This window comes from Rhizobium sp. P32RR-XVIII (assembly GCF_012641395.1).
Taxonomy (GTDB): Bacteria; Pseudomonadota; Alphaproteobacteria; order Rhizobiales; family Rhizobiaceae; genus Rhizobium.
Genome location: NZ_JABAIH010000004.1, coordinates 121,203 through 148,185 on the forward strand (window position 1 = coordinate 121,203; position 26,983 = coordinate 148,185).

The 26,983-nt window shown below is 61.2% G+C and carries 25 protein-coding genes; 14 read left to right on the top strand and 11 right to left on the bottom strand.

Annotated elements, in window-relative coordinates; translation table 11 throughout:
- Window positions 1–20 precede the first annotated feature (20 nt).
- The 3 genes from choV to HGP14_RS13795 all read right to left on the bottom strand — a co-directional run bounded on the left by choV (window position 21) and on the right by HGP14_RS13795 (window position 2,950).
- On the bottom strand, window positions 21–1,070 hold the full coding sequence (gene choV / locus HGP14_RS13785; protein ID WP_168830434.1) for a choline ABC transporter ATP-binding protein: 1,050 nt from the start codon (window positions 1,068–1,070) through the stop codon (window positions 21–23).
- Window positions 1,067–1,912: a choline ABC transporter permease subunit gene (choW, locus tag HGP14_RS13790; protein ID WP_168830435.1), complete on the bottom strand. Its 846-nt coding sequence runs from the start codon at window positions 1,910–1,912 to the stop codon at window positions 1,067–1,069. Before choW ends, choV begins: the two co-directional genes overlap by 4 nt.
- An 81-nt stretch (window positions 1,913–1,993) precedes the next feature.
- Window positions 1,994–2,950 carry a choline ABC transporter substrate-binding protein gene (locus tag HGP14_RS13795; protein WP_168830436.1) on the bottom strand — a complete coding sequence of 319 codons (957 nt, stop codon included), beginning with the start codon at window positions 2,948–2,950 and terminating at the stop codon, window positions 1,994–1,996.
- A 237-nt stretch (window positions 2,951–3,187) separates the two neighbouring features.
- On the opposite strand from HGP14_RS13795, the gene HGP14_RS13800 reads away from it, so the two are divergent.
- The 3 genes from HGP14_RS13800 (at window position 3,188) to HGP14_RS13810 (ending at window position 6,275) form a co-directional block, all read left to right on the top strand.
- Window positions 3,188–3,790 carry a thymidine kinase gene (locus tag HGP14_RS13800; protein WP_168830437.1) on the top strand — a complete coding sequence of 201 codons (603 nt, stop codon included), beginning with the start codon at window positions 3,188–3,190 and terminating at the stop codon, window positions 3,788–3,790.
- A 51-nt stretch (window positions 3,791–3,841) separates the two neighbouring features.
- Window positions 3,842–4,915 carry a hypothetical protein gene (locus tag HGP14_RS13805; RefSeq protein WP_312862131.1) on the top strand — a complete coding sequence of 358 codons (1,074 nt, stop codon included), beginning with the start codon at window positions 3,842–3,844 and terminating at the stop codon, window positions 4,913–4,915.
- Window positions 4,916–5,144: 229 nt separating this feature from the next.
- Window positions 5,145–6,275 carry a DUF2333 family protein gene (locus tag HGP14_RS13810; RefSeq protein ID WP_168830439.1) on the top strand — a complete coding sequence of 377 codons (1,131 nt, stop codon included), beginning with the start codon at window positions 5,145–5,147 and terminating at the stop codon, window positions 6,273–6,275.
- 64 nt (window positions 6,276–6,339) lie between these two features.
- Here the strand turns inward: HGP14_RS13810 and HGP14_RS13815 are convergent, their stop codons facing one another.
- Together HGP14_RS13815 and HGP14_RS13820 are read right to left on the bottom strand one after the other, a co-directional pair.
- A complete protein-coding gene (locus HGP14_RS13815; protein ID WP_168830440.1) occupies window positions 6,340–7,065 on the bottom strand; it encodes a helix-turn-helix transcriptional regulator in 726 nt (241 codons plus the stop codon).
- Between the two features lie 144 nt (window positions 7,066–7,209).
- Window positions 7,210–7,671: an Lrp/AsnC ligand binding domain-containing protein gene (locus HGP14_RS13820; protein WP_168830441.1), complete on the bottom strand. Its 462-nt coding sequence runs from the start codon at window positions 7,669–7,671 to the stop codon at window positions 7,210–7,212.
- 112 nt (window positions 7,672–7,783) lie between these two features.
- Here HGP14_RS13820 and putA point away from each other — a divergent pair, with 112 nt between their 5' ends.
- Window positions 7,784–10,903: a bifunctional proline dehydrogenase/L-glutamate gamma-semialdehyde dehydrogenase PutA gene (gene putA / locus HGP14_RS13825; protein WP_168830442.1), complete on the top strand. Its 3,120-nt coding sequence runs from the start codon at window positions 7,784–7,786 to the stop codon at window positions 10,901–10,903.
- Between the two features lie 251 nt (window positions 10,904–11,154).
- On the top strand, window positions 11,155–12,825 hold the full coding sequence (locus HGP14_RS13830; protein ID WP_168830833.1) for a formate--tetrahydrofolate ligase: 1,671 nt from the start codon (window positions 11,155–11,157) through the stop codon (window positions 12,823–12,825).
- Window positions 12,826–12,908: 83 nt separating this feature from the next.
- Here HGP14_RS13830 and HGP14_RS13835 read toward each other — a convergent pair whose 3' ends face one another.
- Entirely contained in the window at window positions 12,909–13,787 is an 879-nt protein-coding gene (locus tag HGP14_RS13835) for an extensin family protein (protein ID WP_168830443.1), read from the bottom strand.
- Window positions 13,788–14,079: 292 nt separating this feature from the next.
- On the opposite strand from HGP14_RS13835, the gene HGP14_RS13840 reads away from it, so the two are divergent.
- The 3 genes from HGP14_RS13840 (at window position 14,080) to HGP14_RS13850 (ending at window position 17,468) form a co-directional block, all read left to right on the top strand.
- Window positions 14,080–16,269, top strand: a complete 2,190-nt coding sequence (locus HGP14_RS13840; protein ID WP_168830444.1) for an anthranilate synthase — start codon at window positions 14,080–14,082, stop codon at window positions 16,267–16,269.
- Between the two features lie 266 nt (window positions 16,270–16,535).
- A complete protein-coding gene (locus HGP14_RS13845; protein ID WP_168830445.1) occupies window positions 16,536–16,775 on the top strand; it encodes a hypothetical protein in 240 nt (79 codons plus the stop codon).
- Window positions 16,776–16,778: 3 nt separating this feature from the next.
- A complete protein-coding gene (locus HGP14_RS13850; RefSeq protein ID WP_168830446.1) occupies window positions 16,779–17,468 on the top strand; it encodes a DUF2161 domain-containing phosphodiesterase in 690 nt (229 codons plus the stop codon).
- Window positions 17,469–17,490: 22 nt separating this feature from the next.
- On the opposite strand, the gene HGP14_RS13855 is transcribed toward HGP14_RS13850, so the two are convergent.
- Complete coding sequence (locus HGP14_RS13855) at window positions 17,491–18,171, bottom strand: GNAT family N-acetyltransferase (protein ID WP_168830447.1); 681 nt, start codon at window positions 18,169–18,171, stop codon at window positions 17,491–17,493.
- On the bottom strand, window positions 18,168–18,653 hold the full coding sequence (locus HGP14_RS13860; protein ID WP_168830448.1) for a MarR family transcriptional regulator: 486 nt from the start codon (window positions 18,651–18,653) through the stop codon (window positions 18,168–18,170). The genes HGP14_RS13855 and HGP14_RS13860 overlap by 4 nt, the downstream gene beginning before the upstream one ends.
- A gap of 199 nt (window positions 18,654–18,852) precedes the next feature.
- Here HGP14_RS13860 and emfA point away from each other — a divergent pair, with 199 nt between their 5' ends.
- Window positions 18,853–19,767, top strand: coding sequence for a CDF family cation efflux transporter EmfA (emfA, locus tag HGP14_RS13865; RefSeq protein ID WP_168830834.1), 915 nt, complete (start codon window positions 18,853–18,855; stop codon window positions 19,765–19,767).
- Window positions 19,768–20,232, top strand: coding sequence for a preQ(1) synthase (queF, locus tag HGP14_RS13870; RefSeq protein WP_168830449.1), 465 nt, complete (start codon window positions 19,768–19,770; stop codon window positions 20,230–20,232).
- A gap of 7 nt (window positions 20,233–20,239) precedes the next feature.
- Here the strand turns inward: queF and HGP14_RS13875 are convergent, their stop codons facing one another.
- Together HGP14_RS13875 and HGP14_RS13880 are read right to left on the bottom strand one after the other, a co-directional pair.
- Window positions 20,240–21,004, bottom strand: a complete 765-nt coding sequence (locus tag HGP14_RS13875) for a DUF2076 domain-containing protein (RefSeq protein ID WP_168830450.1) — start codon at window positions 21,002–21,004, stop codon at window positions 20,240–20,242.
- A 101-nt stretch (window positions 21,005–21,105) separates the two neighbouring features.
- Complete coding sequence (locus HGP14_RS13880; protein WP_168830451.1) at window positions 21,106–21,828, bottom strand: hypothetical protein; 723 nt, start codon at window positions 21,826–21,828, stop codon at window positions 21,106–21,108.
- Window positions 21,829–21,987: 159 nt separating this feature from the next.
- On the opposite strand from HGP14_RS13880, the gene HGP14_RS13885 reads away from it, so the two are divergent.
- Both HGP14_RS13885 and HGP14_RS13890 read left to right on the top strand, forming a co-directional pair.
- Window positions 21,988–22,575, top strand: a complete 588-nt coding sequence (locus tag HGP14_RS13885) for an ATP-dependent Clp protease proteolytic subunit (RefSeq protein ID WP_168830452.1) — start codon at window positions 21,988–21,990, stop codon at window positions 22,573–22,575.
- Between the two features lie 296 nt (window positions 22,576–22,871).
- Complete coding sequence (locus HGP14_RS13890; RefSeq protein WP_168830453.1) at window positions 22,872–23,891, top strand: hypothetical protein; 1,020 nt, start codon at window positions 22,872–22,874, stop codon at window positions 23,889–23,891.
- Between the two features lie 122 nt (window positions 23,892–24,013).
- Here the strand turns inward: HGP14_RS13890 and HGP14_RS13895 are convergent, their stop codons facing one another.
- A complete protein-coding gene (locus HGP14_RS13895; protein ID WP_168830454.1) occupies window positions 24,014–25,432 on the bottom strand; it encodes an aminotransferase class V-fold PLP-dependent enzyme in 1,419 nt (472 codons plus the stop codon).
- 183 nt (window positions 25,433–25,615) lie between these two features.
- Here HGP14_RS13895 and HGP14_RS13900 point away from each other — a divergent pair, with 183 nt between their 5' ends.
- A complete protein-coding gene (locus HGP14_RS13900) occupies window positions 25,616–26,803 on the top strand; it encodes a benzoate/H(+) symporter BenE family transporter (RefSeq protein ID WP_168830455.1) in 1,188 nt (395 codons plus the stop codon).
- A gap of 43 nt (window positions 26,804–26,846) precedes the next feature.
- Window positions 26,847–26,972, top strand: coding sequence for a hypothetical protein (locus tag HGP14_RS36215; protein ID WP_281408094.1), 126 nt, complete (start codon window positions 26,847–26,849; stop codon window positions 26,970–26,972).
- Window positions 26,973–26,983 lie beyond the last annotated feature (11 nt).

A 26,983-nucleotide genomic window follows, 5' to 3' on the forward strand; every position in this document is an offset into this window, starting at 1 on the left:
GACGGAAGCGGATCGGAGGATCAAGCCTGTTCTTTGCGCCGGTGGCGGGTCAGGCCGCTGACGATATCCTGTGCCGAGATCGTGCCGATGACCGCGCCGTTGTCGACGACACCAATGCTGCCGGGCTGGCGGGCGAGGGCGTCGAGAATGTCGACGAGTGGCGTTTCGGCGCGCGCCGTGGCGCTGACGGTCGATCCCGCCGCATGGCTGAGGCCGGGCTGCATGACGTCTTTCGCGGTCAGCATCGTTATCGGGTTCATGTGCTGCACGAAGTCCGCGACGTACTGGTCCGCCGGATTCTTCACGATGTCCTGCGGCGTACCGCACTGGATAATGCGACCGCCCTCCATGATGGCGATGCGGTTGCCGATACGGAAGGCTTCGTCCAGATCATGGCTGACGAAGAGGATCGTCTTTTTCAGGCGCCGCTGGAACTCAAGCAGTTCATCCTGCAGGCGGGTGCGGATGAGCGGATCGAGCGCAGAGAACGGTTCGTCCATCAGCAGGATCGGCGCGCCCGTAGCAAAGGCACGTGCGAGGCCGACGCGCTGCTGCATGCCGCCCGAAAGCTCGTTGACCTTGCGGTTCGCCCATTTCGTCAGGTTGACGAGTTCCAGTTGCTCCCCGACGCGCTTCTTGCGTTCGGTCTCCGGGACTCCGGCAAGTTCGAGGCCGAAGCCGACATTGTCCGAAACAGTCCGCCAAGGCAGCAAAGCAAACTGCTGGAACACCATGGAAACGGTGTGCATCCGCAGATCGCGCAGCGCTTTCGGGCTGCATTTATAAGGGCTGACCGGGCCGTTCGCGGTTTGCACCGAAACCCCGCCTCGTACGACGGGCGCGAGGCCGTTGACCGCGCGCAGCAGTGTCGATTTGCCCGAGCCGGAAAGCCCCATGAGGACAAGGATTTCGCCCTCCTCGACCGTGAGCGAGGCATCGGCAACACCCAGCACCAGGCCGGTCGAGGCGCCGATTTCATCGCGGGTTTTTCCCTGATCGACGAGCGGGAGTGCGGTTTCCGGCTTGTCACCGAAGATGATGCTGACATTGTCGAAGCGGACCGAGGTCATGCGCCATCTCCTTCACCCGCGGTGCGGAACATGCGGTCGAGAATGATTGCCAGGATGACGATGCAGAGACCGGCTTCGAAGCCCTTGGCCACGTTGACGGTATTGAGTGCGCGCACCACCGGTACGCCCAGCCCGTCGGCACCGACGAGCGCAGCGATGACCACCATCGATAGCGACAACATGATCGTCTGAGTGAGGCCCGCCATGATCTGCGGCGTGGCGAAGGGAAGTTCGACCTTTCTAAGCACCTGCATCGGCGTCGCGCCAAAGGATTCAGCTGCTTCCACAAGCGAAGGGGGTGTGGAGATGATGCCGAGACGCGTGAGGCGGATAGGCGCGGGGATCGCGAAGATGACGGTTGCGATCAAACCCGGAACCATGCCGAGGCCGAAGAGGATCAGTGCCGGGATCAGATAGACGAAAGTTGGAATGGTCTGCATCAGATCGAGAACCGGGCGCAGCACCGAATAGACCCAGGCTCGGCGCGCAGCCGCGATGCCAAGCGGAATGCCGACGATCATGCTCACGAAGGTTGAGGCTAGAACGAGCGCGAGCGTCTCCGTCGTCTCCTTCCAGTAGCCCTGGTTCATGATGAGCAGCAGCCCGAGACAGGTAAAGACGGCAACGGTGACCGACCGCCGCAGCCACCACGCAATCGCACCGATCGCAACGATGACGATCAAAGGGTTCGGCGCCTGCAACACGAAGAGTAGCGCATCGATGACGTGCGATAACAGGGAGGCGAGCTGGTTGAAGAACCAATCAGCGTTGGTTGTCAGCCAATCCACAAAGGACTTGGCCCAAGGACCAATCGGAATTTTAGCGTCGGTAATCCAGTTCAAGGGCTCGCCTATCCAAAAAGAGCAACAGATCGCAATGAGGATGGAAACGGGGCAGAATCCGCTGCCCCGTTTGCGTCATCGTCAGAGACCGAGGCTTTTCTTGACGGCCGCAAGGCCATCACCGCTGCCATCGCGCGTCTTGACACCAGAGAGCCAGGGCTCCAGCGCCGATGGATTGGCCTTCAGCCATTCCGTCGCCGCTTTCTCCGGCTCTTCGCTGTCATTCATGATCTTGCCCATGATCTGGTTTTCCATGTCGAGCGTGAAAACCAGGTTCTTGATCAGCGCGCCGGCATTTGGGCAGTCGCTGAAATAGCCGGCCCGGACATTGGTGAAGACCTTGGCGCCGCCGAAGTCGGGGCCGAACACGTCGTCACCGCCGGCGAGGTAGGTGAGCTTGAAGTTGCTGTTCATCGGATGGGGCTCCCAGCCGAGGAAAACCACTGGCTTGCCTTCCTTGTCCGCGCGGGCGACTTGGGCCAGCATGCCCTGTTCGGAGGACTCGACCAGTTCGACGCTCTTCATGTCGAACATGTTCTTGTCGATCATGTCGAGGATGAGGCGGTTCCCGTCGTTGCCGGGCTCGATGCCGTAGATCTTGCCGTCCAGGTCATCCTTGTGGGCGGCGATATCCTTGAAGTCCTTGATGCCGAGCTCAGCGCCCTTGGCGTTGGTCGCGAGCGTGTACTTCGCGCCGACCAGGTTCGGGCCGTAAGATTCGACCGATTTGTCATCGAGGAAGGGACGGACGTCCTTTTCCTGGGTCGGCATCCAGTTGCCGAGGAAGATGTCGATGTCCTTGTTCTTCAACGACTGGTAGGTAACCGGTACCGACAGAACGGTGACCTTTGGCTCATAGCCGAGGCCCTTCAGGACGACGGAGGCGGTTGCAGTGGTTGCCGTGATGTCCGTCCAGCCGACGTCCGAAAAACGGACGGTGGAGCAGCTTTCAGGATCGGCGGCGAATGCGGCTGTCGCGACGGAGAGGGCAGCGACGGCGGTAGCGGTAATGAGTTTGAATGCGCTTGTTGTTTTCATTTTAGACTCCCAGTCCTACGTTCCCAAGCCAAGCACCAATAGCCGACATTTACAAGCGATCTCAGCGCGTTTGCGGCGGATTGGGCACCCCGAATGCGACGTGCCGCAATTTTTCGTGAGAATGCCTGTCCTCTACGCTCTCCTGAAATTTCCGTCTCCGGATTTTCTGTGATTATCGGTTCTGCCGTCTTTCCTTTGGCGATTCGAGCACTCAAGAAGCAAGGCTCGGAGAAAACGATGGCAAAACTCTATTTCAACTACTCGACCATGAACGCCGGCAAGTCGACGATGCTGCTGCAGGCCTCCTATAATTATCAGGAACGCGGCATGCGTACCGTCCTGCTGATCGCTGCCTTCGACGAGCGTACCGGTAAGGGCATCATCGGCTCGCGTATCGGCCTGGAAGCGAGCGCCATCCCTTTCGAAGGACATACCGATCTCTTCACCCTCATCAAGCGACTGAGCAGCGAAGGCGAGCCGATCGCCTGCATCTTCGTCGACGAAGCGAATTTCATGACGCGCGAGCATGTCTGGCAGCTCGCCCGCGTGGTCGATCGTCTGAATATACCGGTGATGGTCTACGGGCTTCGAACAGACTTCCAGGGCAAGTTGTTTCCGGCTTCGGAAGAACTGCTTGCGATCTCGGACGAGATGCGCGAGGTGCGCACCATCTGCCATTGCGGCCGTAAAGCGACGATGGTCGTGCGGCTCGACGCCCAGGGAAAAGTTGTTCGGGAAGGCGCGCAGATCGACGTCGGCGGCAATGAGAAATACGTATCGCTCTGCCGCCGGCATTGGGATGACGAAATGAACGGCGAATGGCTTGCCGAGGCCGTTTGAGTTCGGCAGGCGAGCCGCTAGACTGACAGCGGAGATTCTCTGGAGAGATTGGTGCGCAAAGCATCCTCGTTCGACAATCAACTTGAAGCAGCCGATGCGCTTGCTTCGGCGCTGCGCGCTGACGCGGCCGCATGCGCAGCCTTCGTCGAAGACTTCGCGTGCAACGGAGCGCCATCGGGTGAAGAGGCGTTTCCCGAGCAGCAGAGCCGGTTTCAGGCCTTTGCCGCAACACAGGCGAAGTTCGACGCAGGGCTGGGTGAAATCGTGGCTGGCCTCGACCGGATGGCCGCCGATGTCTTCGCGGACCTCGACAGCTTTCGCGGCCTAACCTCGCGCGAAAGGCTGATGGGCCGGTTTTCCAGGCAACGCATGTGGCGCCTGCACAGTCAGCGTGTGCGCGAGGCGCCTGTCATCGAACGGCTTCTCGATCTGCTGTCTAAATCCAATGCCGCGTCCGGATTGGCCCGCAGCCACCGTGAATTTGCCGTTACCTGCCAGAAGGCAACGGAGGACGCCCTTACCAGTATCGTCGAGCAGCGCCGGCGTCTTGTCGATGAGATCGATGTCGCGCGGTTGCGCATGAAGGACCTGAACGCGAAGGCGCTGACGACGCAGGGACGCATCGGCGTTTACGGCGGCAGGGCTGAATGGGAGCGGATGGAGGAGGAGCGGCGCTCGCTTAAAGCAGAGGCTGACAGGATCTCTGAAGAAGAGCGGAAAATGCGCGACGAGAGCCAGCGCCGCCAGCGTTTCATTACGATGTTCCAAGCCTTTGCTGACACATTGAACAGCCAGATCGGCCTTTGCAATGCATTGGTCCGCAAGCTGTCGATCGATACTGAAGAGCGGCTGATCGTCTACCGCGCGCAAGTCGACACGAATGTTCCCGGATCGAAAGCTAAAATAACGCAAGAGCTATTTCCGCATATCGCCGGGCCGATTGCTCTGTTCGAAAAAGGCATGCTCGTTCCCGAGGATATCGGATCGCGCAAGTCGGCGGCGGATGCGGCATTCAGCAAGAAGTTTGCGGCCTTTGCCGAAAGCGACGATTCGGCTCAGGCGCCGATTATCGATCTGACCCGGAAGTCCTCTTGGCCAAGATGGCGTTTCCTGCGTTCCTGGTGACCGCCAGACGAAATCCTCTACCTATGGTGCAGGAGGTCTGTTTTTCGGCTCGCGGCCGCCTAGACGCGCATTGTTTTTCACGCATGCCGCAGCGGGATGGATTTTACGTCAGTGCAGACCTACCGGCGGCGCGGTGGCTAAAATTTCTCCTTCATGTTGTGCTCGGACAGGCAAACACATATGTGAATGCAGGACTTTCTGACGTTCGCCAGGATTTTGGGAGAAGGGCATGCTCGATCGGATCGCCGGTTTCTTCAGGCTTATCGGCCGTACGATCGCCCGCTGGTTCAGCCTTCTTGCCGCCTGGGCGTTCTGGCCTTTTCTTGCCGCGCACGGCTGGTACCAGCGTCGGACATGGATGATCCGGATTCCCATCATCGCGCTCGTGGCGCTGCTGGTCGCCCTTTACGGCTATTTCATCTGGCAGACCCAGGTTTGGACGAATTTCGATCCGTCCTTCGTCAATCAATACCGTCTTTCCGAGCGAAAGGTTCCGGCCGGGCAGGAACTGCCGGTTGCCGACGGCGCGCCTGCGACCGGAGCTAAAACCTGCCAGCGCTCCGCCATCGTCGATGTCACGGCCGATCTTTCCGACTTCAACGTCAATCAGAATGCATGGATTTCTTCCATGCTGCTCTACCGGCTTGGCTTTTTCGGCGTCGACTGGGATCACACGCCGTTTCTCGACAACAAGGCGTCTTTCCAGCGTGGCGTGAATCAGGCCGTGCGCCGGACGTCGGCGGAACTCGTCGATGCGCTGGGCCGCGTTCGGGGTACGTCCGGCATCAACAACGATCTGCAGAGCGCCCGCGGCAACCTGCAGTTCGACGAATACAGCTGGTATTTTGGTTTCAATCCGTTCGGACCGAAGACGCCGACTCCGAGCTATTACCGCTCGGCCGTCCAGAGCCTGCGGAAATTCAATACCGATCTTGCCAGCTGCAATGCAGTTTTCGACGGCCGCGCGGACAACCTCATCCAGTTCATCGACCGCATTGCCAACGATATCGGCGGGACGTCCGACCTCCTCGCGGAGCGCTCGGAGAACCATAATCGCGGCTGGTTCGATACGCGCGCCGATGATCGCTTCTGGTTCGCCTACGGGCAGCTCTATGCCTATTACGCCATCCTCTCGGCGGCGCAGGCGGATTTTTCGCAAGTCGTGGCGGAACGCAATCTGGGTGCGATCTGGGCCGCAACGATGAAGCAGTTCCAGGCGGCGCTGCGCATTCAGCCGGCGATCATTTCCAATGGCCGAGAGGACGGCTGGATCATGCCGAGCCATTTGGCGACAATGGGCTTTTATATCCTGCGGGTGCGGTCGAACCTGGTGGAAATCCGTTCGGTTCTCGATCGCTGACAATGCGGATGGAGGTGCTCTGGGCATTCGCAGGTGACGCCTGCGTCTCCCCGCTTGCGCCTTCTCAGTCGATGAGCTTCGACCGGATGGCCTTTGCGACCAGCTGGGTGCGGTTCACGCAATCAAGTTTCTTGATGGCATTCGTCATATAGGCGTTTACGGTATGGTCGGAGAGCGCGAGGATCTGGCCGATTTCAACCGACGTCTTCCCCTGGGCGGTCCAGCGAACAACTTCGAGTTCGCGTGTCGAAAGGGCGACGTGCGCGTAATCTTCGTTGCGCTTGACGACGTTGTAGGCATCGAGCGCGTGGAGTGCGATCATCGCCAGTTCATTGATCTCGCTCTGGCTGAACGATGTCCGCTCGCCGGACAGCCAGAAGACCAGCCGCTTGCCATCTGCCGCATTCAACGGGAACATGATGCCCGCAGTCATTTTGTGCCGAAGCATCAGGGCGCGCAGTTCGGGCGGAAACGACTGAGTGACTACAGGATCAGAGAGATGCCAAACCTGCGGAACGGCGGATTCCCGCACCTTCGCCACAAAAGAACAGGCGCGCAGCATGTGACCATGATCGAAGTCTCTAAGGTACGCGCCCGGTAAAGATGTTTCTATAATCAGCGGTTTTAAAAAAAGGTCCTCGGCCGAGGGAGAATTCATCAGTGTGCAGTGCGAAAAACCGAACGCGCCTGCAATCCTGTGCAAGGCTTGGTTAAAAAGCGCACGCGTTCGCACAGCGGCCAATTCCGCTGATAAAACCGACTGCCTTTCAGAGGTAGTCATGTAAGACATAATGCACCCTGCCTTGCCTTCATGTTACCGCTATCAAATACGTTAATTGCTATACATACTAGCCTGAATTGATCTAATAAGCTCTGATTAATTCGAAGTGTTAAGAATTAATCACAGTATTACACGTATAGGTTGTTTTTAAGATTATACAGGTAGCAGCCCTGCTGATTTTACTTCTTCCATGACCGCATAAGTATGCGTTTCCCGGACGCCGGGGAGCGGCAGAATCACTTCCGAAAGAAACTGGCGGTAGGCCTCCATGCCCGCGACGCGTGCCTTGACGAGATAATCGAAGCCGCCGGCGACCATATGGCACTCCATGACATCGTCCGAGCGTTTCACGGCAGCTGCGAAAGCGTCGAAGACGTCAGGCGTCGTGCGGTCCAACTTGACCTGAACGAAGACCAGCAGGGTGCGGCCGAGTTTTTCCGGCGACAGGACGGCCATGTAGCCGGTAATATAGCCGTCACGGGTGAGACGCTTGACGCGTTCGGCCGTCGCGGTAGGCGAGAGGCTTACGCGATCGGCAAGTTCGATGTTCGAAAGACGGCCTTCCTTCTGCAGTGCGCGAAGAATCTTGCGGTCGAGGCGATCGAGTTCTTTCATTTTTCACGGCCTTTCGACTGGTCAGTAGCTGAATAAAATTTGCCGACCCATCTATTTAGTGAAAAACCCTGCGAATGAACAGCTATGTTGCGGATATCACGGAGAACGCCTCATGAATTTGCAGATTGCCACGGAGAATTCCCTGTTCAACGCTCCATTTGCCGGTGACGATGACCGCTTTCTGCACGCCCTCAGCGAAAGGCTGCAGTTCAGCGCCGCCGAAGACAAGGCGATCGACAAGCGCGCCAGCGACATGATCAAGGCGATCCGCAACAATGCCGGCTCAATGGGTGGCGTCGAGGATTTCCTCCGCGAGTACGGTCTTTCGACGCGCGAGGGTCTGGCACTCATGGTTCTCGCCGAAGCACTGCTGCGGGTTCCCGATGCACTGACGCAGGACAAGCTGATCGAGGACAAGCTGAAGGAAGGCGGCTGGAGCGAACACGAGGGCAAGGCCGACAGCTGGTTCGTTTCGGCTTCCGCCTGGGCGCTGGGCGTTTCCGCCCGTATCCTGCGGCCCGGCGATACACCGGAAGGGGTCGTGCGCGGTCTCGTCAAACGCCTCGGCCTGCCCACCGTGCGCAATGCGACAAAGCAGGCGATGCGTTTCCTCGGTCATCATTTCGTGCTGGGCGAAACGATCAAGGACGCGCTGAACCGCGCCGCAAAGAGTGAGGAGAAGGGCTATCGCCATTCCTTCGACATGCTGGGCGAGGGCGCGCGCACGGCGGAAGATGCCAAGCGATATTGGCAATCCTACGCGAAGGCCATCGAGGCGATCGGTACCTGGATGGCGAAGAACGCCAAGTCCAAGGAACTGCCGGACCGCATGGGCATCTCCGTGAAGCTCTCGGCGCTGCATCCGCGCTATCTTGCGACGCACCGCGACCGGGTGATGAAGGAGCTGGTGCCGGATCTTCTGAAGCTCGCGCAGATGGCGAAGGCACATCAATTGAATTTCACCGTCGACGCAGAGGAGGCCGACCGTCTGGAGCTTTCGCTCGACGTGATCGCCGCCGTATTCAGCGATCCCTCGCTCGACGGCTGGGATGGTTTCGGGCTCGCGATCCAGGCTTATCAGAAGCGCGCCACGGCGGTGATCGACTATATCGACGCGCTCTGCGCCAAGCTTGGCCGCCGCATGATGGTGCGTCTCGTCAAGGGCGCCTATTGGGACACCGAGATCAAGCGCTCGCAGGAACGCGGCCTCGAAGACTATCCTGTATGGACGCGCAAGCAGGCGACGGACCTTTCCTATCTCGCCTGCGCCAAGCAGATGCTCGACAAGCGCGCCCGCATCTTCCCGCAATTCGCGACGCATAACGCGCTCACCGTCTCGACCATCCTGGAGCTCGCTGGCGAGGACCGCACCGGTTTCGAATTCCAGCGCCTGCACGGCATGGGCGAGACGCTCTACAATCATCTTCTGGACAGCAACGACCGCATCGCCTGCCGCATTTATGCGCCGGTTGGCGGCTATCGCGACCTGCTTGCCTATCTCGTCCGCCGTCTTCTGGAAAACGGCGCGAACTCTTCCTTTGTGGCCATGGCCGGCGACAAGAACACGCCGATCCAGGCGCTGCTCGAGCGTCCGGCTGCGAAGCTGCAGCTTGAGACCGGCGCCAGCACGCGCAACAGCAAGATCCCGATGCCGCTCGGCATATATGGCAAGCGGAAGAACAGCTCAGGCCTGGAATTCGGTCATCGCGAGACCTTGGAGAAGCTGATGAGCAATGTTGGCAAGGAAGCCGCTGCCATCTCGGCAGCGCCGCTCATTCCCGGCGTGTCCCCAGCAGGAACCGAAACGCCGGTGATCTCGCCGTCCGATCATTCGCAAAAGGTCGGCTCGGTGCGCAATGCGACGGCGGCCGATGTGGACAAGGCCTTTGCCGTTGCCGCCAAGGCGTTCAAGAGCTGGTCGCGCACGCCGGTCGAAGCTCGCGCCGCGGCACTGGAGCGGATGGCGGACCTTTTGGAACAAAACCGCGATCGGCTGCTGACGCTGCTTGCCGCCGAAGCCGGCAAGACGCTCGATGACGGCGTCGCCGAAGTCCGTGAGGCGGTCGACTTCTGCCGCTACTATGCGGCCGAGGCCCGCCGCCAGTTCGGCGCGGTCGCGAAAATGCCGGGACCGACCGGCGAGGACAATCGCTATCTTTGGCGGGGCCGTGGCGTCTTCGCCTGCATCTCGCCGTGGAACTTCCCGCTTGCCATCTTCCTCGGCCAGGTCTCGGCGGCGCTCGTTGCCGGCAATACTGTCATCGCCAAGCCTGCGCCGCAGACCCCGCTGATCGCCTATGAGGCCGTCAAGCTCTTTCACCAGGCGGGCATCCCGCAGGATGCGCTTCTGTTCGTTCCGGGCGGCCCGGAGGTCGGCTCCGCGATCACCGCGCATCCGGCGCTCGGCGGCGTAGCCTTCACCGGCTCGACCAAGACCGCCTGGGCAATCAACCGGGCGCTTGCTGCCAAGGACGGGCCGATCGTGCCGCTGATCGCAGAAACGGGCGGGCTCAACGCGATGATCGTCGATGCGACCGCGCTTTCGGAGCAGGTTGCCGACGACGTCATCCTCTCGGCCTTCCGCTCGGCCGGCCAGCGCTGCTCGGCGCTGCGCCTGCTTTTCCTGCAGGAGGACGTCGCCGAGAACATGACGCAGATGATCGAGGGTGCGGCCCGCGAGCTGGCGCTCGGTGATCCGAGCCTCGAGACGACCGATGTTGGCCCGATCATCGATGACAAGCAGAAGGCGATGCTCGAAGCGCATATCGAGGATATGAAAAAGACGCAGAAGGTGCGTTACGCAGGCAAGGCGCCTGCGGGCGGCACGTTCTTCGCGCCGCATATCGTCGAGCTCGACAAGTCTTCGGCGCTGACGAAGGAGGTTTTCGGTCCCGTTCTGCACATCGTCAGGTGGAAGGCGAAGGATTTGCCGAAGGTGCTGGAGGACATCCAGGCGTCCGGTTACGGCCTGACGCTCGGCGTTCACAGCCGCATCGAGGCAACGATCCGAACCGTCACCGACGCGCTCGACGCCGGCAACGTCTATGTCAACCGCAACATGATCGGTGCTGTCGTCGGGACCCAACCGTTCGGCGGCTCCGGTCTTTCCGGCACCGGCTTCAAGGCCGGCGGTCCTGCCTACCTGCAGCGCTTTGCGCAGGAGCAGGTGATCTCCGTGAACACGGCGGCAGCAGGCGGCAACGCCAGCCTGATCGCCATGGGCGACGGCTGAAGCTGAGGCGAAGGCGCTCCCCTGGCCAGGGGAGTGTCTCCTCTGGCTTTTCATTCCGTTCTTCGACCTATTCTTGCTAATCGCGCGTGCCTCCCTGCTGCGGCAAGCGCTACGAGCACTGTCTTTCCGGAATTTTCCTGTGCTTCAACGCTGCTAGCCGCTTTTGGCCCAGCGTTGGCCTCTTGTTTCCGCTCTGCGGATAAGGTCATGCTCCGGCAGAGATAAAAGCCCTGGGAGATACCGGCGTGGCCATGAAATCCGACATCGAAATCGCCCGCGCGGCGAAGAAAAAACCGATTTTCGAGATCGGCGCGGCGCTCGGCATTCCGGCGGAGCATCTCGCCCCCTATGGTCACGACAAGGCGAAGGTCAGCGCGCAATTCATCGCCGCGCAGGCGCAGAAGGATGATGGCAAGCTGATCCTTGTGACTGCCATCAACCCGACGCCGGCGGGCGAGGGGAAGACGACGACCACGGTCGGCCTCGGCGATGGTCTCAATCGCATCGGCAAGAAAGCCATCGTCTGCATCCGCGAAGCGTCGCTGGGGCCGTGCTTCGGCGTGAAGGGCGGCGCGGCTGGCGGCGGTTATGCGCAGGTCATTCCGATGGAAGATATCAACCTCCATTTCACCGGCGACTTTCATGCGATCACGTCGGCGCACAACCTGCTCGCCGCATTGATCGACAATCATGTCTACTGGGGCAACGAGCAGGACATCGACCTTCGCCGCGTCACCTGGCGGCGGGTGATGGACATGAACGACCGAGCGCTGCGCGAAATCGTCTCTTCGCTCGGCGGCGTTGCCAACGGTTTCCCGCGGCAGAACGGTTTCGACATCACCGTCGCATCGGAGGTGATGGCCATCCTCTGCCTCGCTACCGATCTCGAGGATCTCGAGAGACGCCTCGGCAACATCATCGTCGCCTACCGGCGCGACAAGACGCCGGTCTATGCGCGCGATCTGAAGGCGGATGGCGCCATGGCGGTCCTCTTGAAAGACGCGATGCAGCCGAACCTCGTCCAGACGCTGGAGAACAATCCGGCTTTTGTTCATGGCGGGCCGTTCGCGAATATCGCGCATGGCTGCAACTCGGTGATTGCGACGAAGACGGCGTTGAAGCTCGGCGACTATGTCGTGACCGAGGCGGGTTTCGGAGCCGATCTCGGTGCCGAGAAGTTCTTCGACATCAAATGCCGCAAGGCGGGATTGAAGCCCGACGCCGCGGTGATCGTTGCGACTGTGCGCGCGCTGAAGATGAACGGCGGCGTAAAGAAGGAAGATCTCGCGACGGAGAACGTCGCGGCACTGGTGAAGGGCTGTTCGAACCTTGGGCGGCATCTCGCGAATGTGCGGAAATTCGGTGTTCCCGTGGTCGTCGCGATCAACCATTTCGTATCGGATACGGATAAGGAAATCGCCGCCGTCAAGGAATATGTCTCGCGCCACGGGGCCGAAGCGATCCTCTGCCGCCACTGGGCAGAAGGCTCGGCCGGCATCGAGGAGCTTGCCGAGAAGGTGGTGGAACTGGCGGAATCCGGCCAGGCGAAGTTCGAACCGCTCTATGCCGACAGTGCCTCGCTGTTCGAAAAGATCGAGATCATCGCCTCGAAGATCTATCATGCCGGCGAGGTAACGGCGGACAAGGCAATCCGTGATCAGCTCATCGCCTGGGAAGAGCAGGGCTACGGCAACCTGCCGGTCTGCATGGCGAAGACCCAGTATTCATTTTCGACCGATCCCAATCTTCGCGGCGCCCCGGAAGGTCATATCGTGCCGGTGCGGGAAGTGCGGCTATCGGCGGGCGCCGGTTTCGTCGTCGTCATTACCGGTGAGATCATGACGATGCCGGGTCTGCCGAGATCGCCATCCGCCGAGCGGATATTCCTGAACGATAAGGGGTATGTCGAGGGGCTGTTCTAGGCTCGTCGGCCGCCCAGACAAAGACCAGCGGCTTCATCTGCTGATTCATCTTGCGGTTTCAAGCTGCTGCCGTCGCTTGTGTATTAGTGGCAGTAGCGAAAGCCTCCCTTTCGCTGCAGCACATCCATGTGGAAGTGCGTTTCGTGCGCGGCGTCGCTTTCCGGATCGAGCACGGTCGAAAAATAGAGACAGCCGGAGGCGCTTACCGTGCGCTGGAAGGCGCCGGCGAGCGTCGAGTCCTCACGGCGCGGCTTGACGGCGATGTCCTTGCCCTTTTCAAAACTGAAGCTTGCGATATCGATGGCGTTGCCGCGGGCGTGCTCGGAGATCTTTCCGGCAAACGCACCGTTGCGCAGGCGGCAGATGTACGAAGAGGCTTGGTTGATTGTGGTGATTTCGCCCTGATCCTCCGCGGCGACGGCGGCCGCCGGAATGACGCTTTCCTTCATCCAGCGCGCAAGCGCCAGAGCAGCCGGGCAACGCAGCGTCGCCTCGGGCTTCACTTTGATGCCCGGAAGCGCCTCGGAGAGAGTGATCGGCTTGTCGATACCACAGCCATGACCGTCATCGATGCGGGTGATGTCCTTGAAGACGGCGCCGATCGCTTGCAGTTCCTTCATGCATTGCGAATGATCGGCATCGCTTTCCGGTTCGATGGTGAGGTTCTGGGCCTCAAGCGTTCCGGGAGCCGGCGGACCGAACTTCTCCGGCTTTTTGCCCTCCTGCTTCGTTGCCTCCCCTTGCTTTTCATCCTGAGCCGCGGACGGCTTCGCGGGCGCAGGGCTGGGCTCGTTCGCGGTGGGTGGCCTTGGTTCCGGAACGGGCGCACTCTCGCCAGGCGCCGCGGCCTCGCCTTCGACCTGCGGCTTCACTTGTGGAACGGGACCCTTGGCGGGGAGACTTGCGCCGGTAAGGGCAAACAGCGCTGCGGTTGCTGCTGCTACTGCGATCAGGTTTTTCACGCCTTCAACCGTCCGTGGTTGCCATCGGAAAGGGGGCAACGCATGGAGGGTGGATTTCGTTGCAATCACCCAGTGTTTTCTTCAAATTGGGGCCCTTGCGCTTGGCCGGATCTCAGGCTAACAATTCCGCCCATGAAGAAGTCCTTGAACATTGCAGCATGGTGGTGGGCTCGCTGAGGCGGCCTCGACCAATCGTGTCCAAAGACGACGAGTGAGCCGCCCGGAAAAACGCCAGGCGGCTTTTTTGTTTTCAGGCCGCCTGTCGTCCAGGCCCCGATAACGGAGTGGAACAATGGTAACGATCCTTCGGGATGATGGAGCGGAAATCTACGAGACGCGGGGTGGGGTCACCGTCACGCGGCAGCGCCGGGCGATCCCTTATGCCGATGCCGTGCTATCCTATGTCGACAAGCTCGACGAACGGCGCGGCGCGGTCTTTTCCTCCAATTATGAATATCCGGGACGTTACACGCGGTGGGATACCGCCGTCGTCGATCCGCCGCTCGGGATTTCCTCGTTCGGCCGCGATGTCTGGATCGAGGCCTACAACGAGCGCGGCGAAGTGCTGCTCGGCTTCGTGACGGAGCGGCTGAAGACGGTGCGCGAGCTTGAGCTTGGCGCCTCCACCGCCCGTCGCCTCGACCTCAAGGTAAAGCTGCCCGACCGGGTATTCACCGAGGAGGAACGCTCGAAGATGCCGACGGTCTTCACCGTTCTGCGCGCGGTGACCGATCTCTTCTATTCGCAGGCGGATGCCAGCCTCGGCCTTTACGGCGCCTTCGGCTACGATCTCGCCTTCCAGTTCGACGCGATCAATCTCAAGCTCACGCGTCCATCCGACCAGCGCGACATGGTGCTTTACCTGCCGGACGAGATCCTCGTTGTCGATAACTATTCGGCCAAGGCCTGGATCGACCGTTACGATTTCGAGAAGGGCGGCGTGACGACCGAGGGCAAGAAAGGCGACATCGCACCGGAGCCGTTCAAGCAGACCGACGCGATCCCGCCGAAAAGCGATCACCGCCCCGGCGAATATGCCGAGCTCGTCGTCAAGGCGAAGGAAAGCTTCCGCAAGGGCGACCTCTTCGAGGTCGTGCCGGGACAGAAGTTCATGGAGCGCTGCGATAGCAAGCCTTCCGACATTTCCAAGCGGCTGAAGGCAATCAATCCTTCTCCCTATTCCTTCTTTATCAATCTCGGAAATCAGGAATACCTCGTCGGTGCTTCGCCCGAGATGTTCGTGCGCGTGTCGGGCCGCCGCATCGAGACCTGCCCGATATCAGGCACGATCAAGCGCGGCGACGACCCGATTGCCGACAGCGAGCAGATCCTGAAGCTCCTGAACTCGAAGAAAGACGAGTCCGAACTGACGATGTGCTCGGACGTCGACCGCAACGACAAGAGCCGCGTCTGCGAGCCCGGTTCCGTCAAGGTGATCGGCCGCCGTCAGATCGAAATGTATTCGCGGCTGATCCACACGGTCGACCATATCGAGGGACGGCTTCGCGACGACATGGATGCCTTCGACGGCTTCCTCAGCCATGCCTGGGCCGTCACCGTCACCGGCGCGCCGAAGCTCTGGGCGATGCGTTTCATCGAAAGCCATGAGAAGAGCCCGCGCGCATGGTATGGCGGGGCGATCGGCATGGTCGGCTTCAACGGCGACATGAACACCGGGTTGACGCTGCGCACGGTGCGCATCAAGGACGGGATCGCCGAAGTCAGGGCAGGGGCGACCCTGCTCAATGATTCCGATCCGCATGAAGAAGAAGCAGAAACCGAACTGAAGGCCTCCGCCATGCTTTCCGCCATCCGCGATGCCAGGGCCGGCAACGCCGGCAAGGCGAGCCGCGACGTCGCTGCCGTCGGCAAGGGTGTCAACATCCTGTTGATCGACCACGAGGACAGCTTCGTCCATACGCTCGCCAACTACTTCCGCCAGACGGGCGCGACGGTCTCGACCGTGCGCACCCCCGTTCCGGACGAGATTTTCGACCGGTTGAACCCCGATCTCGTCGTGCTGTCGCCGGGACCGGGCAATCCGAAGGATTTCGACTGCAAGGCGACGATCAAGAAGGCGCGGGCGCGCAACCTGCCGATCTTCGGCGTCTGCCTCGGCCTGCAGGCGCTTGCCGAAGCCTATGGCGGCGAACTGCGCCATCTGGCGGTGCCGATGCACGGCAAGCCTTCGCGCATCCGCGTGCTGGAGCCGGGTATCGTCTTCTCCGGCCTTGCCAAGGAGGTCACCGTCGGACGCTATCACTCGATCTTCGCCGATCCCTCGACGCTGCCGCGTGAGTTCATGATCACGGCGGAAAGCGAAGATGGCACGATCATGGGCGTCGAGCACACCAAGGAGCCGGTCGCGGCGGTGCAGTTCCACCCGGAATCGATCATGACGCTCGGCGGCGATGCCGGCATGCGGATGATCGAGAACGTCGTGGCGCACCTCGCGCGCAAGGTGAAGACGAAGGCGGCTTGAGGCGAGGGGGCGGCGTGAATAAGTCTAGCGGGACATTCCCGTGAAGCCGGCGCCCGGAGCCCCCTCACCCTAACCCTCTCCCCGAGGGGAGAGGGGATTTTGGAGGTGCCGCACTGTCCCTTCTCCCCAGCGGGGAGAAGGTGCCCGAAGGGCGGATGAGGGGGGCACTTGCTCTTCCTCGCAATTTCCAGCAACCCACCGCCTAACCGGTTGACTTCCCGTCCCAAATCAGAACATTTCGGGAACGATGAATAAGGAATGTCGTCGTGGCCAATGCTGAGAAGTTTATCGTCCTTCCCTACCGCAAGAATCGGGGCAATCTGGTGCCGGGCGAGATGCGCCAGGCATCGAGCGCCGTGAGTGCAGAGAAGATTGCGAACGCCATGGCCTCGCGCTTCGTCGGTGTCGCTGCCTATGCTGTCATCGTCGATGAGGAGTCCGGCGATATGTCATCGCCGCGGCTGCTGGCCCGGCATGGCGAAATTGCCGATCTCAACCCTGCATAACCGATGGAAACGTCGCTCTATCTACCGGCCAAAGGCTTTCTCGAAGCGGCGGGCTATGCCGTCAAGGGCGAGATCGGCGGATGCGATCTCGTTGGTTTGCGCGAGGGCGAGCCACCGGTGGTCGTGGTGTGCGAGCTGAAGCTCAGCTTCAATCTCGAGCTTGTCCTGCAGGCGGTCGATCGGGCAGCGATGAGCGACGAAGTGTGGATCGCTGCGCGCGTTTCCGCCAAGGGACGCGGGCGCGAGGCGGACAAGCGCTATCGCGATCTCTGCCGCCGGCTGGGGATCGGCATGCTCGGCGTCTCCGATACCGGTGAGGTCAGTGTCATCGTCAGCTCCGTTTCGCCGATGCCTCGCACCAATCCGAAGCGCCGTTCGCGTCTCGTCAGGGAACATCAGCGGCGCCGTGGCGATCCTGCCGTCGGCGGCAGCACGCGTGCGCCTGTGATGACCGCCTACCGCCAGCGGGCGCTGATCTGCGCCGCTGCCCTCCAGCAGGGGCTGGTCAGGCCGCGCGATATGAAGGCGCTGGCGCCGGATGCCGGGAAGATCCTGCTCGGCAATGTCTATGGCTGGTTCGAGCGGCAGGACAAGGGCGTCTACGCCTTGACGCCCTCAGGCGAGGCGGCGCTCATCCGCTGGCCGCAGAGCGTCAGTATCGCCGGCGGCAACGTATCCGACCCGGCAGACTAATGGCCTGAGCGTCGGATGCGGGCTAGTCCTGGCGCTTGACGATCCTGAGGTTCATCTCCGAACGCAGTTCGAAGCCAAGCTTCCGGTAGAGCCCAATGGCACCGGTATTCGTCGCATAGGCGTGCAGATAAGCCGTCGCGCCGGTCGAGGCGATATGGCCGGCGACGAAGCGAAAGAGCAGGGTGCCAAGGCCGCGCCCTTGGAAATCGGGATGGGTGCAGAGACCGCTGAGCTCGGTGAAACCCGTCTGCCGCAGCCGCTGGCCCGCCATGGCGATCAAGCGACCATCGCTTTTGATGCCCCAGAAGGTGCCGAGCCTCTGCGCGCCTGATGTGAAGGGTCCGGGCTTCGTCAGCATGGCGAGCGCGAGCATCTCCTCGGCATCGGCTTCGGTAAGCGGGGCGATGCGAGGGTCGGAGACCGGTTCATGCGGCGCCTTTGCGACCATCTGCACAAGCGTGGCTTCCAGGATGATGTCGAGGCTGTCAGGAATTGCGATCGGTCCGGCTTCCACAAGCGCCATGGCGTCATCGGGTCCCGGAAGCTTCGTCAGCGCCTCGAGACTTTCAGGCGTCGCGTCCACCGACGCGGCAAAGGGTACGATCGTGGGAGGGTAGCGCCGCTCGAGCGGGCTCCCTTCGGCAAGGCCGGCATGCGCCGTCTGCAGCGCGCTCCAGATCGGACGATCGAGAATATGTGTCATTTTCTCTCCTCGGGCGCACGGCGCGAGAGCGACGCTTCCGCCAGCCCATCTTCGATTGCGGCCAACTGATCCAGGATCGGTCCTTCAAGGGCGCCGCAGAGATCGGTGACGGCGGCTGCGATGCGCGGCCAGACTTCAGTCTTCGAATAGTCGACGAGCCCTTGACCCTTCGCCGTTAGCGACACCAGCCTGCGGCGCTGATCGTCCGGGGCAGGCTGGATATCGACGAAACCGAGTTCGAGCAGCTGGCCGACGGTCCGCGTCGCGCCCGGCTGGGTGATGCCGACCGACTGGGCGAGTTCGCCGACCGTCAGCGGCCCAGCCCGGTCGATCGCTGCCAGGAAAGGGTATTGCCCCGCCTGGATGCCGAGACCCGCTTCTTCGATGATCTGCTGCGTATCGGCTTGCAGGCGCTCGCCGATGCGGCGCAGCCGGCTGCCGAGAGTCAGGAATCCGGATGCTCGCACGATGTCTTCGATCACAGTCCGCTCCATTTGCATGCGCATTTATATAACGTGTTATATAAATTGCCAATTCAAGTTTGCAAGCGTTGACCTTTGACAAAACACCGATCCTTCCCCATATCACCGGCATTGGCCGCCTGCGCGATTCTCGCGCGGGCGGTTTTGCGTTTGAATGGGCTAAGTGCTGCAATTCATTCGCATCCGCAGAGGGATCGATATGGACGGACAAGGCAATCTCACCGTGCAGCGGCTGGCCTTTTGGGGCATTCCGCTGTCACTCGGCGTCATGGGCCTGAAGATGGTGGCCTGGTGGGTGACGGGGTCGGTCGCGCTGCTTTCCGACGGGCTTGAATCGACCGTCAATGTCGTTGCTGCCTGCATTGCCTACTTCGTCATCCGCTATGCGCAGAAGCCGGCGGATCACGACCATCCGTTCGGGCACCACAAGGCCGAATATCTTTCGGCGGTCACCGAAGGCGCGCTCATCGTCGTCGCGGCGCTGATGATCGTCAACGAAGCGATCGGTCATCTGGCCGCGCCGCGCATGCTCGATGCGCCGGTGCTCGGTCTTGCGATCAATTTCGGAGCCGGTGTGATCAATGCCGTATGGGCTCGTTTGCTCATCCGCACGGGCCGGAAATATCGGTCGGCGGCCCTTGTTGCCGACGGCCAGCATATCATGTCGGATGTGGTGACCTCCGTCGGCGTGCTCATTGGCCTGCTTCTGGTGATTGCGACCGGATATGCGATCTTCGACCCGGTGCTTGCGATCCTGGTCGCCATCAACATTATCTATCAGGGCTGGAAGGTGATCTCGCATTCGATCGGCGGTCTGATGGATCAGGCGGTGGAGCCAGAGGAGGAAGAGGCAATCAAGCAGGCGATCGCCACGCATGCGGCGGGATCGATCGGCGTTCACGATCTGAAGACGCGTCGCGCCGGGGCGGTCACCTTCGTTGATTTTCATCTTGTGGTTCCGGCCGCAATGCCGGTAAGGCAGGCGCATGATATCTGCGATCGCCTTGAAGATGCCATCCGCGCGGTGCATCCGGGCGCCAGCATTGCCATCCACGTCGAGCCCGAGGGCGAAAGGGCCCATGGGATCCGCGTCAAAGTCGTAAGGGACGCCTAAATGCCGAAGACCGATGTTTCCAGCCTGTCGATGCTGGGCACGCAAACCGAAACAGCCAAGTCGCCGGAAGAGGCGGTGTTGGAAAAGGTGCCGTCGAACCATCCCGGCACCGAGTACGTGGTGCGCTTTACTGCGCCGGAGTTCACCTCCCTATGCCCGATGACCGGGCAGCCGGATTTCGCCCATATCGTCATCGACTACATTCCGAACGAATGGCTGGTCGAGTCGAAGTCGCTGAAGCTCTTCCTGCATTCCTTCCGCAACCACGGCGCTTTCCACGAGGATTGCTCGATCTATATCGCCAAGCGTCTCGTCGAACTGCTCGATCCGAAGTGGCTCCGGATCGGAGCTTACTGGTATCCGCGCGGCGGCATTCCGATCGACGTCTTCTGGCAGACGGGCAAGCCGCCGGAAGGTGTGTGGCTGCCCGACCAGGGTGTTCCGACCTACCGCGGGCGTGGGTGAGTTTGCGTCAGACGTCGTAACTGTCGTCGCCGGACTGATCGTCGGCGAAGTCGTCGTCATTGTTTCCGTCGTTGCTGTAGTCAGCCTGTCGGATGTCGCTGTCGTTGTTGTCGTCGGCAGCCTGCGGATTCTGGTCGCCGTAGTAGTTATTGATGGTGGTTTCCTCCGCGGGGGCGCTGGCGTTGCCAAAGGGATTGCTGCCGGAAAAAGGCGAGCCCCAGCCGAGCGACGACATGTGGTTGCCGAAGATGCCGCTCAATGAATTGGCAAGCAGCATGCCGCCCGCCACGCCGGCCGCGGTACCGAGCGCGCCGCGAAGGAAGCTGCCGCCCGCCGAAGGGGCGCCGGGTTGCGGGTTCCATGGGCCGCTCGGCGGCGGCTGCATCGGACGGGCGTTGTCGTCATAGCCGCGATCCGGATAGGCCTGGCGCGGCGAGTTCCCCCAGGGTCCTGCGGTCTGCGCCGGCGGTTGCGCCTGGCCGGTACCGAAGATCGAGCTCAGGAAGCCGCCGCCCTGTTCGGCCTGGTGATGCTGGCTTTCGCCGGCCTCGAGCTGGCGGACACGCTCTTCGAGTTCCTTGATGTGCTTGGCGGCCGCCTCGAGACCCTTTTCCTGAACGATGACGGCCTGCGCCAGATAGTATGGCGCATAAGGTTGCTCGCGCACTTGCTGATCAACGAGGGTCTCGGCTTCGCGGTCCCGCGGCGTGGCGGCGGCGGTGCGGACCCTATCGAACAGGCCCGTAAGCAATTGGCGTTCTTCCGGTGACATGGCTGTCTCCTTTGTGTTCGTGCGGACGTGACCGTGAGGATGAGGTAGGAACGGATTCGGGCTTTTCAAAGCCGAAGTCCCGTTACATTTCAGTAAGGTGCCTACGACCGAGCCCAGACACGCAGAGGGCCGAGCAATGCAAAGCCGAGTTCCAACGCGTCGTCCAGATCATCGCCGTGTTCGTAGCCGACGATCGGGATCCCGGGAAAGATTTCGAACGCTTTTTGCAGCAAGCCGGCCCGGATAGTTTTCTCTCTTTTCTTGAAGGCAAAGATGTTCGAATGGCCGACCACGTCCGCGTGGCGGTTGAGAATGCCACCGCCGCAAAGCGCGTCGCTTTCGAAGGCTGCGAGGAAGACGATATCCGGATCGCTGAGCAGCGCTTCGAGGAAGATGTGCGGCGTCGGCGATGCCGCGCCAGCGCCCCAGGCTCTCTCCCAATCCTGCAACTCGTCCGCCGTGGCGATCCGTTTCCAGGTCAAAGGCTGTTCCTGGGCAACGAGAATCTGATCCGCCTCAATCCCTATCCATTCGGCCTCGAACAGAACCTCGAACCCAAGGGGGGCAAGGTCAAGCGCGGCGTAGCTGTCCTTGATGCTCCATTCACCCTTTCGCGAGCGGACGAGCACGGCGATCGCTTCTTCCTGCTCGCTCGCCGTATCGCTGCCGGTGAGCGTGACAACGTCCGGATAAAAGGGTGGCGTGCCCTGGCGGTGGAGCCAGAGCGTTGCAGAAAACTCGCCGGGTGAGCCTCTTGCCGCGCAGATGGCATTGCACCAGAGAGCATTGTTGCGGACGGCGGCGCGTAGCAATTCGGATGTCATGTTTTCCTCCGATCGGCCCCCGTGATAGAATGGGAGGATATCGCGGGTTTGTCATAAGAATATCTTCACCCGATCCGGACCTTGTCTTTTTCCTGCATTGTTTTACCCATTGAGTCGCACTATGTGCGAGGAACCGAATTGGACGTAAGAGAGGTTCGAATGTACGAAGAAGAAGAACAGGACGAAAAGACGAAGGAACTGCCGCTCGGCAAGGAAACGGAGGCGAATCTTTTCAAGTCGCGTTCGATCTTCATCTACGGACCGATCAATCAGGAACTGGCGCAAAAGGTCTGCTCGCAGCTCGTGGCGCTCGCCGCAGCCAGCGACGATGATATCCGTATCTATGTCAGTTCGCCGGGCGGTCACGTGGAATCCGGCGATTCGATCCACGATATGGTCAAGTTCATCAAGCCGAAGGTCTGGATGATCGGTACGGGCTGGGTCGCTTCTGCGGGCGCATTGATTTATGTCGCCGCGCCAAGGGAACGCCGCCTTTGCCTGCCGAACACGCGCTTCCTGTTGCACCAGCCGTCCGGCGGCACGCGCGGCATGGCGTCCGACATCGAGATCCAGGCTCGCGAAATCATCAAGATGAACGAGCGCCTGAACAAGATCATGGCAGCGGCAACCGGCCAGCCCTATGAAAAGATCGCCGCCGACACCGACCGCGATTACTGGCTGTCGGCGGACGAAGCCAAGGGTTACGGCTTGGTTTCCCGTATCATCACATCGCAGAGCGAAATCTGATCTCAGGCTTTCATTGAAAGCAACGCCCCTGTTTGCGACCGCAGACGGGGGCGTTTTTATTGGCGGGAGAATACGCGTCCACGCTGGTCTTCTCGCGTGCAATTTCTATCGATGCAACTTCGATGCAAGTTTGGCGCAGGGTGCGCGCCGTATCGTTGCGCCTGTAAGTTGTTCATTCGATAGTTAATGCCGCGCCATTCAGTTTTCTTTTCCATTTTTTGATTTTCAGTCCGAGCCGGATGACCGGCGGAGCAAGCGCGGCAATCAACCAGGCCAGGGGCCGAAAAGGGGGTTGCATGACCAGCGCAGACGGAATTTCCACGCGACGTGATCCATACCAGTTTAGGGTGCAGCCGCCCTCTCCACCGAAGATCGACGCCGAACAGGGCTCCTCCCAGGGAGCCGAAAAGCAGGAGCAGACGTCTGAAAAAGATAAGGTTCCTGCGGACGTTGTGGGCGCCTCGACCCTCAGGGATGCCGCCGCGCGCTGGCAGGCGATGGCAATCCGCATCCTGCTCGGCGGTGGCGGAGACGACACGTTGAGCGGCGGTGCGAACAGCGCGGTCGATGCCGGAGGCGGCAACGACACGATTGACGTTTGGGAGCACAGCAGCGTCGACGGCGGAGATGGCGACGATTCCATCCGGGCCTGGTCTGAAAGCAAGGTGCTCGGCGGCGCAGGCGACGACCAGATCGACGTCTGGAGCGAAGGCGACGTCGATGGCGGCGACGGTGACGACAGCATCAAGGCATGGTCGGACAGTCGTGTTTTGGGCGGCGCTGGCGATGACGTGATCGACGTCTGGTCCGGCAGCTACGTGGACGGCGGAGCCGGTGACGACGACATCGCGGCATGGTCCGAAACCGACGTCCATGGCGGAGCCGGTGATGACGTCATCAGTGCCTGGTCGGACAGTCGCGTCGATGGCGGCGAGGGCAATGATGTCATTGCGGTGCATTCAGACAGCGTCGCGATCGGCGGAAAGGGCGATGATGACATCAGGTTGGGTCCGGATGCCACCATGCAGTTCTCCGCCGGCGACGGCAAGGATACGGTGCGCACGTTCGTCGGCGGCCAGATCCAGTTCGGCGAGGGCCTTTCGGCGGATAAGATGCGCGTCACCTACGAGAATGGCGATACCATCATTTCCTTCGAGGGCAACGAGACCGACAGGATTACGCTCAAATCCATGATCGGGTCGGTAGCGCTGACATTCGCCGATGGAACGACGCAGGAGATCACAAGGGCCGGCGAGCCATTGAAAGCGGAGCTTCATGACGCTTCGGGGCTCGTGAGGGCCTATCACGGAAACTGAGAGGCCTGCCGGTTTTTCTGATTTTCCCGATCATCGCATCGCGGAGCGAAATCTGATCGGAGACTTCAAGAGGCGCCCTTGCTTGCTACCCGCAGGCGAGGGCGTTTTTTTGCGTGGCCTATTCAAAGTTGGAGCTGGCGGCGCGCGCTGCGATAAGCGTCGATGATGGCGTCGGCTGCTCTTGCCGCTTCCGTCAGATCGGTTTGGTAGTTGGTGACAGAAATCCGCATGACCTGCTGTCCTCGCCATAATGCTCCGCCGCAGAATGCGGTTCCATCCTGCTGAAGGGTCCTGATCGTCGCTTGAGTAAGTCTATCGCCATGCTCCGCGTCGCCAAAGCGAACGATGAGTTGGTTGAGAACGACCTCATTTAGAACGGCAATGCCTGGCTCCTGCGACAGGCGGCCGGCCAGAAGAGCGGCAGATTCGCAGGCTTGGTCAACGAGTGCGCGGATACCGTCGCGGCCGAAATGCTTGATCAAGGCCCAGGTCGCGAAGCCGCGCGCTCGGCGTGACAGTTCCGGCACGTAGTGAGACGGGTCACGCTCGCCGTCATTCGTGAGAGGTAGATAGCTTGCGGCGATGGTCATCGCGCGGCGGTGAGCCAACTCGTCGCGGACGATGGCATAACCGCAATCATAGGGCGCCTGCAGCCATTTGTGGCCGTCAACCGCCCAGCTGTCCGCCTCATCAACGCCGGCGGTGAGGTGCCGTTTGTTCGGCGATGCCTGAGCCCACAAGCCGAAGGCACCATCGACGTGCACCCACGCCTGCTTGCTCCGGGCAAGCTCGATCAGTTCAGCGAAGCCGTCGCAGGCGCCGGTGTTGATCTGCCCTGCCTGCAGAATGACAATGCAGGGGCCGTCTACGGAGGAGATTGCTTCGGAGAAGGCTTGCGGAAGGATTTTACCCTGATCGTCCGTTGCGACACGCAGGACGCGGTCACGGCCGAGTCCCAGGAACTGCAGCGCGGAAAAGACCGTTGTATGCGCATCGTCGCCGATCAGCACGGATATCGGCGGAGCTCCAAAAAGGCCGTTTGCCTCAACGTCCCATTTGGCGGCATGCAGGACCGCGCCGCGCGCTGCGGCAAGACATGTAAAGTTCGCGACCGTAGCGCCGGTGACAAAACCGACCGAACTTTGCCGCGGTAGGTCGAGAAGCTCGAGCAGCCATTGTGCGGCTGTCGTTTCTGCCGCCGCACTTGCCGGCGAGGCTGCGTGGTTGCCGGCATTCTGTCCCCATGCGCTGGTCAGGAAGTCGGCGGCGACACCCATCGGGTGCGAACCACCAATGACCCAGCCGAAGAAACGCGGGCCGGTCATGCTGTGCAATCCGGGCTCTGCCTTCAGAGCGAGCTGGTCGAGCACACCGTCCATTGCCATCGGTTGCTCCGGCAGCGGCTCTGCAAAGGCGGTGACAGCAGTGGCGTAGTCGAAGGACGGCCGTTGCAGGCGAGTGCCGGCCTCGTCGCGAAAGTGTGCGGCAAGCGTCGCGGCCTTCACGAAAAGCGCTTCGTTCCCTTGAGCATCTTTCGTCATGTGCCCTCCAAAATGCCGCCAAGCTGAACGATCCGAACATACACCTTCGCCGAAGAGATGTCGCTGAGGAGGGGGCCAGCCCGCGGGCGAGCCACAATGCGCGACCGAATACCAGGGGACTGCACTTGCGCGACTCCTGCCGATAATGCTCCATGGCCCATCCCTGCAGCCACGAGTCTCGTCATGCTCAAAGACTTTTCCGTCCAAGCCCTGTTCATGGGCGTGCTCACCGCCTTCGTCGGTTTTGCCAGTTCGTTCGCCGTCGTGCTGCATGGATTGCAAGCGGTGGGTGCGACGGAGGCGCAGGCAGCTTCGGGTCTCATGGCGCTGTCGATTTCGATGGGGGCATGCGCCATCCTTTTGAGCGCCGTGACCAAGCTCCCGGTCAGCATAGCGTGGTCGACGCCGGGGGCAGCGCTTCTTGCCAGTACCGGGGCGGCGATCGAGGGCGGGTTCAATGCAGCCGTCGGTGCCTTCCTGATCTGCGCGGTGCTGATCGTCATCGCCGGCCTCTTCAAGCCGCTGGGGCGGGCGGTCGCCGCAATTCCGGCGCCACTCGCCAATGCCATGCTTGCCGGGGTGCTGCTTGGACTCTGCTTTGCGCCTGTAAAGGCCATCGGCTTCAATCCGCTGCTCGGGCTTCCCATCGTTCTGACATGGATCGTCGTGGGTGCATTCAGGCGGCTCTGGGCAGTGCCAGCCGCGCTCGTCGCTTTCGTGCTCGTGCTGACATTCGGCGTCGAGATCCCGGAGGGCGCGCTTGCTTCGCTCGGACGGTCGCTGGTGCCGACCGTCGAGATCGTTCATCCGGTCTTCAATCTTGCCGGCTTCGTTTCGATTGCGCTGCCGCTCTTCATCGTCACCATGGCCTCGCAGAATATTCCGGGCATAGCGGTGCTGAAGGTCAATCATTATGATCCGATGCCTGGCCCGCTCTTTGCCGTCACCGGTTTCTTCTCGGTTCTTTCCGCGCCCTTCGGCGGCCACGCCGTCAATCTGGCGGCGATCACCGCGGCAATGTGCGCAGGGCAGGATGCGCATGCCGATCCGAAGCGCCGCTATTGGGCTGCCCTGATCTCCGGCGCCGGCTATGTGGTGCTGGGCCTGCTTGCCGGCGTCGTGACTGCATTCGTGGCGCTGGCGCCGCCGATCCTCATCCAGGCGGTGGCGGGGCTTGCGCTTGTCGGCGCTTTCTCAGGTTCGGCGATGGCCGCCTTCCAGGCGCCGGAATCGCGCGAGGCGGCGGCGATCACCTTCCTTGTGACGGCGTCCGGCGTTTCCTTTGGCGGCATTTCCGGCGCTTTCTGGGGGCTGGTCGCCGGTGGGCTCATGCTGGCATTGTCCCGCGTGGTGCAAGCGGCGAAAAAATAGGCGGGGGTTGCCAGCTTATTGTTCGGCGGCTATAAGCGCGGTCATGAAGATCACGGGTGCAAAGATTTCCGATACGATTGTCCAGGGGCGCGTTGCCCTGCGTGACAATACGCGCGCCCTGACGTCGCTTCTTCTCCTCGGCCTTACGCGCGGTTGCCGGGTTCGTTGAGGAGCGCCCGG